This window comes from Azospirillum sp. (genome assembly GCF_035627195.1).
Taxonomy (GTDB): Bacteria; Pseudomonadota; Alphaproteobacteria; order Azospirillales; family Azospirillaceae; genus Azospirillum.
In genome coordinates, this window is sequence record NZ_DASPMG010000336.1 from 32,992 (window position 1) to 41,729 (window position 8,738).

An 8,738-nucleotide genomic window follows, 5' to 3' on the forward strand; every position below is an offset into this window, starting at 1 on the left:
TTCCCGGACTTACTTCTTGCCCGAACTGCCCGGCGGCGGGTTGCTGGCGTCGTCGGCACGCTTGGGCGGCTGGCTGCGGTCCGGCATCACCGGATAGGACTGGTTGCCGCCCTGCCCCGGATCGGCCCGGTCCGCTCCGGACCGGCCCGAAGGCATCGCCTCGCCGGCCGTCGTCCCGCTCTTGGCGTTGGTCGCCGACGTGTCGCCCTTCTCGGCACTCGGCCGCATGGGCTCGCCCTGCGTCGGGCGCGAGGGGTCGGAGGGGCGCGCCAGCGCGTCGCCGGCCGGGCGGCCGTGCTGTTCGCCCAGCGACGTGTCGCCTGGCTTGATGGTGCGATTGACCGCGTCGGTGTCGACGGACGACGGCCGCTGGTCGTTGGGCAACTGCGAGCGCGGCTGCGGTTGCGGCTGGGTCTGTGTCTGGGGCTGCTGGGCCGACGCCGCTCCGGCGGCGAGCCCGAGCAGAAGGGCGGCGGCGAGCGGTGCGAGCTTGCTCAAGATCGGTCTCCTGTTCGAGGACGTCTTGACCTGAGCAACAGCGGCGCCTCTCCACCGTTCCGCGCCCACCATTCTGCTCAGGCTGCGCTTGAGCCGGCCTTTCCCCGCCCCCGGCGATCGGGTACAGTCTCCGCCCTCTCTTGAAAGAAGGATCACGTCCCGTGTCTGCGCTTCACGATGTTGCCGATCCCCTGCTGGACCAGATGCTCGCGCTTGGCCGCGCGGCGCGTGCGGCCGCCGCGGAACTGGCGACCGTGCCAGGCCCGCGAAAGGACGAGGCTCTGCGCGCCGCGGCATCCGCGTTGCGCGCCCGCCGGGCGGAGATCCAGGCTGCCAACGACCAGGACGTGGCCGCGGCCCGGGCGCGCGGCGTTGCCGGCCCGATGGTCGAGCGCCTGACGCTGGACGACAAGCGGATCGAGGCGATGGCCAAGGGCCTGGAGGACATCGCCGCCTTCCCCGACCCCATCGGCACCGTGCTGGCCGAATGGACGCGCCCCAACGGGCTGAAGATCCAGCGCGTGCGCGTGCCGCTGGGCGTCATCGGCATCATCTACGAAAGCCGGCCGAACGTGACGGCGGACGCCGGCGGGCTGTGCCTGAAGTCCGGCAACGCCGCCATCCTGCGCGGCGGGTCGGAAAGCTTCCACTCCTCGCGCGCCATCGCCGCCTGCCTGGCCGAGGGGCTGCGCGCCGCCGGCCTGCCGGAAGCCGCCATCCAGCTCGTCCCCACCACCGACCGCGCCGCGGTGGGGCACCTGCTGACCATGCGCGATTATGTGGACGTGATCGTGCCGCGCGGCGGCAAGTCGCTGATCCAGCGCATCACCGAGGAAAGCCGCGTCCCGGTCATCAAGCACCTGGACGGCAACTGCCACGTCTACGTGGCGGCGGGTGCGGACTTGGATAAGGCACGCAAGGTGGTGCTGAACGCCAAGATGCGCCGCACCTCCATCTGCGGCGCGGCGGAGACGCTGCTGGTCGACCGCAAGGTGGCGGACACCCACCTCCCGGTGCTGGTGAAGGACCTGCTGGACGCCGGCTGCGAGGTGCGCGGCGACGCCGCGACCCAGGCCGTGGACGCGCGCGTCAAGCCGGTGGCGGCGGCCGACTGGGACACCGAGTACCTGGACGCCATCATCGCCTGCGGCGTGGTGGACGGGGTGGACGCCGCCATCGACCACGTCAACCGCCACGGCTCCCACCACACCGACTCCATCCTCACCGAGGACGCGGCAGAGGCCGAGCGGTTCCTGAACCGGGTGGACAGCGGCATCGTGCTGCACAACGCCTCCACCCAGTTCGCCGACGGCGGCGAGTTCGGCATGGGGGCGGAGATCGGCATCTCCACCGACAAGTTCCACGCCCGCGGCCCGGTGGGGGCGGAGCAGCTGACCAGCTACAAGTACGTCGTGCGGGGCGATGGGCAGACGCGGGCGTAAGGATGCCAAATCCCCCTCCCCCGCCCCGGGGGAGGGTCGGGGTGGGGGTAAAGGCAAGGATCCTTGGCTGCACCCTCACCCGGCGCCTTTCGGCGCCACCCTCTCCCGGGGCGGGAGAGGGTTGGGTCCCCACCGCTACTCCGGCCCCGGCTTCGCCGGCCTGCGCATCGGGCTGCTCGGCGGGTCGTTCAACCCGGCGCACGCGGGGCACCGCCACATCAGCTTGTATGCGTTGAAGGCGCTGGGGCTCGACCGGGTGTGGTGGCTGGTCAGCCCGCAGAACCCGCTGAAGTCCGCGCGCGACATGGCCTCGCTGGAGGAGCGGCTGGCGTGGGCGCGCGCGGTGGCGCGGCACCCGCGCATCACGGCCACCGCCATCGAGACGGAACTGGGCACCCGCTACACCGCCGCCACCATCGCCGAACTGGTCCGCCGCTTCCCCCGCACCCGCTTCGTCTGGCTGATGGGAGCCGACAATTTGCGGCAGATTCCGCGCTGGAAGAGGTGGACGCGAATCTTCGAGTCGGTGCCGGTTGCAGTCTTCGCCCGTCCAACCTATTCTCTAGGGGCGCTGGGCGGCGTTGCCGCGCAGCGCTATGCCCGTTTCCGATTGGCGGAGACGCGGGCGAAGGGGCTGTCCGTCGCGGCTCCGCCGGTATGGACGTTCCTGCGCAACCCGCTGCATCCGGCGTCGGCGACGGCGATCCGTCGGGCACGTGCCCACGGGTCGGGACCCCAGTGACACGAGGTGAGGACCATAAGCACGCATCTTCAACCGGCCGCGCCCACCCTGCGGCCCGCGCCCGTTCCCCAGGAACTCAAGGCGCTCATCGAGAAATCCCTGGACGACGACCAGGCGGACGACATCGTCGTCATCGACCTCGCCGGCAAGACCAGCATCGCGGACTACATGATCGTGGCGTCGGGCCGCAACACGCGGCACATCGCCGCCATGGCCGAACGTCTGCGCGACAAGCTGAAGGCCGCCGGCATCGTCGGTGTCGACATCGAAGGGATGCCCCAGTGCGACTGGGTGCTGATCGACGGCGGCGACGTCATCGTCCACCTGTTCCGGCCGGAGGTCCGCAGCTTCTACAACATCGAGAAGATGTGGGGGCTGGACCTGCCGAACCGCGCCGAAGCGCAGCCCTCGCGGCTGCACGCCTGAGCGGGACCGGGACTGAAGGCAGGGGGAGCCGGAGCGATGCGCCTGTGGCTCGCCGCGGTGGGGCGGGCCCGGGGTGGCCCGGCTCGTGACCTGTACGCGGAGTACGCCGGCCGGCTGACGTGGCCGCTGACGCTGCGGGAGGTGGAGGTGAAGAAGCGCCTCCCGCCCGACGAGATGAAGCGCCAGGAGGCCGAGCTGCTTCTGGCCGCCATCCCGGCGGGGGCGACGGTCGTCGCCCTGGACGAGCGCGGCAAGACCATGGACAGCGCCGCCTTCGCCCAGCGCATCGGCGCGTGGCGGGACGGCGGCGTGGCCGACCTGGCGTTCCTGATCGGCGGCGCCGACGGCCACGGCGAGGCCGTGCGCCAGCGCGCCGATCTGCTGCTGGCCTTCGGAGCGATGACGTGGCCGCACATGCTGGTGCGCGGCATGTTGACGGAGCAGATCTACCGCGCGCAACAGATCCTCGCCGGGCACCCTTACCATCGGGCATAACGGCGCCATTTTCTCCCTCACCGAATTCATCGGCCAAGACCGGCATAAGAGGACCCGCGATGACCCAGACCAAACGTCCCCGCCCCGTCGTTCTGTGCGTCCTGGACGGCTGGGGATACCGCGAGGAGCGGGCGGACAACGCCATCGCGCAGGGCAGCACGCCGACCTGGGACCGGCTGTGGAGCAGCGAGCCCACCGCCTTCCTCGACGCCAGCGAGGAAGAGGTCGGCCTGCCCAAGGGGCAGATGGGCAACTCCGAGGTCGGGCACATGAACCTCGGCGCCGGGCGCGTGGTCATGCAGGACCTCGTCATGATCGACCACGCCATCGTCGAGGGCGAGTTCGAGCGCAACGCGGCACTCCAGGAACTCATCAAGAAGCTGAAGGCCAGCGGCGGGCGCTGCCACCTGATGGGCCTGCTGTCGCCGGGCGGCGTGCACTCGCACCAGGACCACATGGCGGCCCTGGCCGGCGCCCTGTCGCACGAGGGCATCCCGGTGGAGGTGCACGCCTTCACCGACGGCCGCGACGTGCCGCCGCAGTCCGCCGTCGATCAGGTGGCCGAGTTCATGGCCGACGTGCACGAATTGCCGGGCGTCAACGTCGCCACGGTCATCGGCCGCTACTGGGCCATGGACCGCGACAAGCGGTGGGAGCGCGTCGCCAAGGCCTACGCCGCCATGGTGCAGGGCAAGGGCGAGGCGACGGCCGCCGACCCGATCAAGGCCATCGAGCAGAGCTACGCCATCGGCAAGCACGACGAGTTCATCGCGCCCACCGTCATCGACGGCTACACCGGCATGAAGGACGGCGACGCCATCCTGATGGCCAACTTCCGCGCCGACCGCGCGCGCGAGATCCTGGCCGCCCTGCTGGACCCGGCCTTCGACGGGTTCGAGCGCGGCACGCCGGTGAACTTCGCCGCCGCCGTCGGCATGGTCGAGTATTCGAGCGCGCTGAACGCCTTCCTGACGACCATCTTTCCGCCCAAATCCCTGACCAAGGTGCTGGGCGAAGTCGTCTCCGAGGCCGGGCTGAAGCAGTTGCGCATCGCCGAAACCGAGAAGTACCCGCACGTCACCTTCTTCTTCAACGGGGGTGAGGAGCGCGTGTATCCGGGCGAGGACCGCATTCTGGTGCCGTCGCCGAAGGTCGCCACCTATGACCTGCAGCCGGAGATGTCCGCCGCCGAGGTGACGGACAAGCTGGTCGCCGCCATCGATGGCGGCACCTACGATTTGGTGGTCGTGAACTACGCCAACCCGGACATGGTCGGCCATTCGGGCATCCTGTCGGCCGCCATCAAGGCGGTGGAAGCGGTGGACCAGAGCCTGGGCCGCCTGGAGGAGGCCGTGCGGCGCGCCGGCGGCACCATGCTGGTCACCGCCGACCACGGCAACTGCGAGCTGATGAAGGATCCGGAGACCGGCGGCCCGCACACCGCCCACACGCTGGACAAGGTGCCCCTCGTCCTGGTCAACGGCCCCGCCGGGGCGCGCCTGCGCGGTGGTCGCCTGGCCGACGTGGCGCCGACGCTGCTCGCCCTCATGGGCCTGCCGCAGCCGGCGGAGATGACCGGCTCCACCCTGATCGACGGCGCCGCCGCCCGCGCCGCCGCGGAATAGGGAATGGACAGGGGGGAGCGCCTGCGGTCTCCCTCTCCCCCCCGGGGAGAGGGTCGGGGTGAGGGGGTCTCGCGACGCCCGCGCTTCCGGTCCCCCGCGAACCCCCTCACCCTAACCCTCTCCCCAGGGGGGAGAGGGAATTTGGCCCTGGCCCTCCTCCTCCTCGCCCTTCCCGCCTACGCGCAGGAGGAAGCCCCCGGTGCGGCGCTGAAGCGCGTGGAGCAGGAGATTCAGGCGGACAAGGCCCGCCAGCGCGCACTCGACCAGCGCTCCGACGCCATCCGCAAGGAAACCGAGGACTTGCGCGCCCGCCTCGTCGGGCTCGCCGAGCAGGCGCGCGCGCAGGAAGAGGAACTCGACGGGCTGGAAGGCACGCTGCGCGCGCTGGAGGAGGAGGAGCGCCAGCAGGCCACCCGCCTGGACGGCGAGCGCCAGCAGATCGCCCACCTGCTGGCCGCGCTGCAGCGCCTGTCGCGCATCCCGCCGGAGGTGGCGCTGGCCCGGCCCGAGGGGCCGGTGGACACGCTGCGCTCCGCCCTGCTGCTGCGCGACACCGTGCCGGCGCTACGCCAGCGCGCCGACGCGCTGGCCGCCGCGCTGAACCGGCTGGCCGAGGTGCGCGAGCGGCTGGAAGGGCAGCGCACGAGCATCGTCGCCAAGCGCGACGCGCTGGGATCCCGCCAGCAGGAGATCGCCGCCCTGGTGGCGCGGCGCGAGGAACTGTCACGCCAGACCGACGAGGAGCGCATCGCCGTTGGCCGCCGCATGGCGGCGCTGACCGGGCAGGCCAGCGACCTGAAGCAGCTGATGGACCGCATCGAGGCCGAGCGGCGGGTCACCATGGAGGCGGCGGCGCGCCGCGAGGCCGAACGGCTGGAGGCCGAACGCCGCCTCGCCCGGCAGCGCGAAGCCGAGCAGCGCGAGGCGGACCGCAAGCTGGCCCAGCAGAAAGAGACGGAGCAGAAGGAAGCCGAGCGCCAGTTGGCCCAGCAGCGCGAGGCCGAACAGCGCGCGCGGGCCGAGGCGGCGGCCCAGCAGGCGGCGGTTCAGAAGGCGCCGGACCCGGCGCCGGCCACGGCGGGGAACCGTCTGACGCTGCCGGTCGGCGGGCGCATCGTCACCCGCTTCGGCGAGCAGGACCGCTTCGGCGCCACCAGCCGCGGCCTGACCATTTCGGCGCGGCCGGGTACCGCCGTCGTCGCCCCCTATGCCGGATCGGTGATGTTCGCCGGGCCGTTCCGCGGGTATGGGCAAATCTTGATCGTGGAACACAGCAATGGATATCATAGCCTCATTGCTGGATTGGGCCGGATCGACACCGCCGTCGGCAAGCATGTTACCGCCGGAGAACCGATTGCACTCATGCCGGCGGACGGTTCGCCGGATCTTTATTTCGAATTGCGCAGGAACGGCCAGCCCATCAATCCGCAGCGCGGCGCCGCCGCCCCGGAGGGGAAAGGACAAGGTTAGATGAGCATGATCAAGCGCGCCGCGTACGCCGCGGCCCTGGTATTCATGGGTGCCGGCATCGGCGCGGTCACCGCCGCCGGTCCCAACACCTCCGAGACGTACCGCCAGCTCAACCTCTTCGGCGACGTCTTCGAGCGCGTGCGTGCGGAGTACGTGGAGCAGGCGACGGACGAGCAGCTGGTCGAGGCCGCCATCAACGGCATGCTCACCTCGCTCGACCCGCACTCCAGCTACCTGAACAAGAAGAGTTTCCAGGACATGCAGGTGCAGACCCGGGGCGAGTTCGGCGGGCTGGGCATCGAGGTGACCATGGAGAACGGCCTGATCAAGGTCGTCTCCCCCATCGACGAGACGCCGGCCTTCCGCGCCGGCCTGCAGCCGGGCGACTTCATCACCCACCTCAACGGCGAGGCCGTCATGGGCCTGACGCTGAACGAGGCGGTGGAGAAGATGCGCGGCCCCGTCGGTTCCGACATCAAGGTCACCATCCGCCGCGGCGAGACCGCCGAGCCGTTCGAGGTGAGCATCACCCGCGCCGTCATCAAGGTGCAGTCGGTGCGCTACCGCACGGAAGGCGACGTCGGCTACATCCGCATCACCAGCTTCAACGAGCAGACGCAGGCCGGCCTGGAGAAGGCCATCACCAGCCTGCAGCAGGAGCAGGGCAACAAGCTGAAGGGCTATGTGCTCGACCTGCGCAACAACCCCGGCGGCCTGCTGGACCAGGCGGTGTCCGTGTCCGACACCTTCCTGGAGAAGGGCGAGATCGTCTCCACCCGCGGGCGCAAGACCGAGGAGGGCACCCGCTACAACGCCAAGCCGGGCGACATGACGAAGGGCCTGCCCGTCGTCGTGCTGATCAACGGCGGCTCGGCCTCGGCGTCGGAGATCGTCGCCGGCGCGCTGCAGGACCACAAGCGCGCCATCGTGCTGGGCACGCAGACCTTCGGCAAGGGCTCGGTCCAGACCATCATCCCGCTGCCCGGCCACGGGGCGATGCGCCTGACCACCGCGCGCTACTACACGCCGTCGGGCCGCTCGATCCAGCAGCTGGGCATCACCCCGGACATCGAGGTGCACCCGGCCAAGCTGGAGGAGCTGGACGCCGGACAGGCGCGGCGGCGCGAGGCGGACCTGCGCGGTTCGCTGCGCAACGACACGGTGAAGCAGGACCCGTCCAAGCCGAAGCCCGCCACCACCACGCAGCCGGCCGCACCCGGCGCGCCGGGTGCCGGGGCGACCCCGCCGGCCAACGGCGTGAACGCACCGGCGAACGGCGCCCCGACGAACGGCGCTCCGACCAATGGTGCCCCGGCCAATGGTGCGGCGTCGAACGACAACAAGCCGCCGTTCGACTTCCAGCTGTCGCGGGCGCTGGACCTGCTGCGCGGCGTGGCGCTGTTCCAGGCGCGCGCCAGCACCAACTAGGACGCCGGCGGGCCGGTATCCCGTGCCGGCCGTGGATTGCAAATGTCCACGGCATGGCGCGGGAATTCGGTGTTAGACTATAATCTGGTGAACCGGCCCCTTTCCGGGGCCGGTGCCATTTTCGAGGACCCCCGATCCTGAGGCCCCGGTGAACGCAGCCGCCATGCTCGGCCGCCTGAAATTCGGCCTGAAGCTCAACCCGCGGTCATGGCTGCCGCGGGGCGGACTGCGCCTGCCGTTCCGCCGCAAGCGGCACCGCGACGACTGGGCCGAGGACGGGTTCGGCGGCTTCGACGAGCCGCCCCCCAAGCCGCGCAAGCCGAAGCCCGTGGCGCTGATCGCCGCCTTCGGCGTGCTGGCGCTGCTGCTGGGCGGCGCCGCCGGCTGGTTGGCGCTGAAGGGCGAGGAGACGACGCTGGCCTGGGAGGCCGGCATCCCGCAGGTGAAGGTGGCCGTGAAGGGCGCCACCCCGCCCCCGCCGCCCCGCCCGGCCGAGCCCGCCCCCGCCGCGCCGGCCACGGGTCCGGCCACGGCCCCGGCCGCGCAGGCCGCTGCCCCGGCACCCCCGGCTCCCCCTCCGCCGGCCGTCCCCGCGCCGCCGGCCGACGCCTT

General features: G+C 71.3%; 8 protein-coding genes and 1 pseudogene. 8 read left to right on the forward strand and 1 reads right to left on the reverse strand.

Annotation, left to right across the window (positions count from 1 at the left end):
- Positions 1-9 precede the first annotated feature (9 nt).
- Positions 10-498 carry a hypothetical protein gene (locus VED21_RS29980; RefSeq protein ID WP_324889035.1) on the reverse strand — a complete coding sequence of 163 codons (489 nt, stop codon included), beginning with the start codon at positions 496-498 and terminating at the stop codon, positions 10-12.
- A 203-nt stretch (positions 499-701) separates the two neighbouring features.
- On the opposite strand from VED21_RS29980, the gene VED21_RS29985 reads away from it, so the two are divergent.
- From VED21_RS29985 to VED21_RS30020, 8 genes and pseudogenes are all read left to right on the forward strand, one after another.
- Positions 702-1,940 carry a glutamate-5-semialdehyde dehydrogenase gene (locus VED21_RS29985; RefSeq protein WP_324889049.1) on the forward strand — a complete coding sequence of 413 codons (1,239 nt, stop codon included), beginning with the start codon at positions 702-704 and terminating at the stop codon, positions 1,938-1,940.
- A gap of 121 nt (positions 1,941-2,061) precedes the next feature.
- Entirely contained in the window at positions 2,062-2,682 is a 621-nt protein-coding gene (locus VED21_RS29990) for a nicotinate-nucleotide adenylyltransferase (protein WP_324889037.1), read from the forward strand.
- A gap of 15 nt (positions 2,683-2,697) precedes the next feature.
- Complete coding sequence (gene rsfS / locus VED21_RS29995; protein ID WP_324889051.1) at positions 2,698-3,108, forward strand: ribosome silencing factor; 411 nt, start codon at positions 2,698-2,700, stop codon at positions 3,106-3,108.
- A gap of 36 nt (positions 3,109-3,144) precedes the next feature.
- Entirely contained in the window at positions 3,145-3,603 is a 459-nt protein-coding gene (gene rlmH / locus VED21_RS30000; protein ID WP_324889039.1) for a 23S rRNA (pseudouridine(1915)-N(3))-methyltransferase RlmH, read from the forward strand.
- 59 nt (positions 3,604-3,662) lie between these two features.
- Positions 3,663-5,228, forward strand: a complete 1,566-nt coding sequence (gene gpmI / locus VED21_RS30005) for a 2,3-bisphosphoglycerate-independent phosphoglycerate mutase (RefSeq protein ID WP_324889041.1) — start codon at positions 3,663-3,665, stop codon at positions 5,226-5,228.
- A 141-nt stretch (positions 5,229-5,369) separates the two neighbouring features.
- Entirely contained in the window at positions 5,370-6,698 is a 1,329-nt protein-coding gene (locus VED21_RS30010; protein WP_324889043.1) for a murein hydrolase activator EnvC family protein, read from the forward strand.
- Positions 6,699-8,126, forward strand: coding sequence for a S41 family peptidase (locus VED21_RS30015; RefSeq protein WP_324889045.1), 1,428 nt, complete (start codon positions 6,699-6,701; stop codon positions 8,124-8,126). It abuts the gene before it with no gap.
- Positions 8,127-8,274: 148 nt separating this feature from the next.
- Positions 8,275-8,738, forward strand: a pseudogene (locus VED21_RS30020) (hypothetical protein); the annotation flags it as partial.